The 2419-nt window shown below is 69.1% G+C and carries 3 protein-coding genes; all 3 read right to left on the bottom strand.

Annotated elements, in window-relative coordinates:
- The coding region (locus tag HUK84_RS14985) for a RecQ family ATP-dependent DNA helicase (protein WP_176640999.1) at positions 1–1572 on the bottom strand (1572 nt) is incomplete at its 3' end.
- Positions 1573–1603: 31 nt separating this feature from the next.
- Entirely contained in the window at positions 1604–1978 is a 375-nt protein-coding gene (locus HUK84_RS14980; protein ID WP_176640998.1) for an OmpA family protein, read from the bottom strand.
- Between the two features lie 161 nt (positions 1979–2139).
- A partial coding sequence (locus HUK84_RS14975) for an ATP-binding cassette domain-containing protein (protein ID WP_176640997.1) occupies positions 2140–2419 on the bottom strand: 280 nt, incomplete at its 5' end.

The following is a 2419-nucleotide window of genomic DNA, read 5'->3' as shown; positions in this document are numbered from 1 at the left end:
GGTGCGCGCGCTGCCCGCGGCACGCAGGGCGTCGGCCGCGTCGTCGCGCAGCATCACCCGTTCCTCGCCCCGCAGGATGGGGCGCGCCACGTCCTGGTTCAAGGCCAGGGCGTTGAATTCACCCGAAACGCGGATCGCGCCCCGCGCGATCAATTGCCGGATCACCCCGCGCCAGAACAGTTCCGGCCTGTCGCGGCCGATGCCGAACACGGTCAGCCGGTCATGGCTGTGGCGCGCCGCCATCTCGCTATCCTTGCCCCGCAGCACCGAGGCGACATGCACCGCGCCGAATTTCTGGCCGATGCGATAGATGGCCGAAAGCACCTTCTGCGCCTCGACCGTGCCGTCGAACGACGCCACCGGGTTGCGGCAATTGTCGCAATGACCGCAGGGTTCGGCCAGGTTCTCGCCGAAACAGGCCAGCAGCGCCTGGGTCCGGCAGCCGGTGGTTTCGGTCAGCGCGATCATCGCCTCAAGCCGCGCGCTCATGACCCGTTTCTGGATGTCGGGGGCGCTGGACTGCTCCAGCCAGTGGCGGGCGCGGGCGATGTCGTCGCCGCCATAGAGCAGGACCGTGTCCGATTTTTCGCCGTCGCGGCCGGCCCGGCCGATCTGCTGGTAATAGGCCTCGGGCGAGGACGGCATGTCCAGATGCACCACCGCCCGGACATCCGGCCGATCGATCCCCATGCCGAATGCGATGGTCGCGACGATCACCACCGGTTCGCCCGAGCGAAAACGAAGCAATGCCGCGCGCTTTTCGATCGGCGACAGGCCGGCGTGAAACGGCAGGGCGGGCCAATCGCGCTCACGCAGGGAGCGGGCCACGCGTTCGGTCTTGTTGCGGCTGCCGCAATAGACGATCACCGCCTCGCCGCCGTGGCGGTCCAGCACGTCGAGCAACTGCCGCGTTTCCGCGGTCTTGGGCCGGACCGCGATATCCAGGTTGGGCCGGTGAAAGCTGGCCCGCAGTACGGTCGCGTCCGGCATGGCCAGCGCATCGAGAATATCGGCCTGGGTGCGCGGGTCGGCGGTGGCGGTCAGCGCGATGCGCGGCACCCCGGGGAAATGCTCGGGCAGGCTGGCCAGCGCGCGGTATTCCGGACGGAATTCATGCCCCCAGGCCGAAATGCAATGCGCCTCGTCGATCGCGATGACCGAGATGGCGAGCCGGGAGAGACGCTCCAGCGTGCCGGGAGACAGCAATCGTTCGGGCGAGACATACAGGATGTCCAGCCGGCCGGCCGCCAGGTCCGCGCGCACCCGGGCCGCGTCCTCGGGCTCGAGTTCGGAATGAAGCGCGCCGGCATTGACGCCCACCTGGCGCAGGGCCGCGACCTGATCGTCCATCAGGGCGATCAGCGGCGAGATCACCAATCCCGTGCCGGGACGGCTGAGGGCCGGAACCTGGTAGCAGATGCTCTTGCCACCGCCGGTCGGCATCAGGACCAGGCAATCGCGCCCGGCCATGACCGCGTCGACCGCCTGTTCCTGGAGGCCGCGGAAATCGGGGAAGCCAAAGACCCGCGCCAGGATCGCGCGCGGCGAGTCGGGGGGCACATGGCCGGTCATGCCGGCATCCGGCGCATCGGCCTGCCGGCGATCAGGAAGCACCGATTTCGATTTCGACCCGGCGCGCGCCGACGGCGCCATCCTCGTTCGACGGCGGGCGGGGGGTCTGCCGGATACGGCTGGGGGCGACTCCGTCGGCAACCAGTTGGTCCGCCACCTTCTTCGCCCGGTCGACGGCCAGCAGCGCGTCGGCCGACAGGTCGCCATGGGCTGCGGCATAGCCTTCGACACTGACGGATGCCTGCGGATAGAGCGCCGCCTGCTGGGCCGCATGCGTGACGACCCAGCGGGCCGGATCATCCAGCCGGCTGGAATCACGCGTGAAGAATACGACGAATTTCCGAGACGGTCCGTTCGTGCAACCCGCCAGAAGGCAGAGACCCAGAATCAGTGACAGGCGACGCATCGGCAGCCCTCCCCCTTGTGTCGGCTGATGGATGAATCGGCCGCCAACAATGCGGAAAAGTCAGCGACGTAACGATAATGCCTTGGTGCCCGCTGGCGGCCGCGCCGTCAACCTCCTGCCGCCGGCATGTCAGCAGAACGGCATGTCAGCAGAGCGGCGTTTCAGACGGGGGCGGCGCGCGCGTGGCCTGCGGTCAGGTGCCAGACGCGGTCCAGGCGTTCGACGCCGACCAGGCGATGCGCGATCAGGATCACCGTGCGGCCGGCCGTCACCGCATAGAGGGTCTCCAGGAAGTCGCGTTCGGTTCGGGCGTCCAGGCCGGTCGCGGGTTCGTCCAGGATCAGGATCGGCGCGTCGGAGAGCAGCGTGCGCGCCAGGGCGATGCGCCGCCCCTGCCCGCCGGACAGGGCGGTTCCGCCCTCGCCCAGCCAGGTGTCCAGC

Source organism: Nguyenibacter vanlangensis (assembly GCF_013376155.1).
GTDB lineage: Bacteria > Pseudomonadota > Alphaproteobacteria > Acetobacterales > Acetobacteraceae > Gluconacetobacter > Gluconacetobacter vanlangensis.
Note: the sequence above shows the minus strand (reverse complement) of the source record. Positions and strands in the feature narration are given on the sequence as shown.

Excerpts from the sequence above, each read along its gene's own strand:
- HUK84_RS14980 (WP_176640998.1), bottom strand. The coding sequence starts at position 1,978 with ATGCGTCGCCTGTCACTGATTCTGGGTCTCTGCCTTCTGGCGGGTTGC.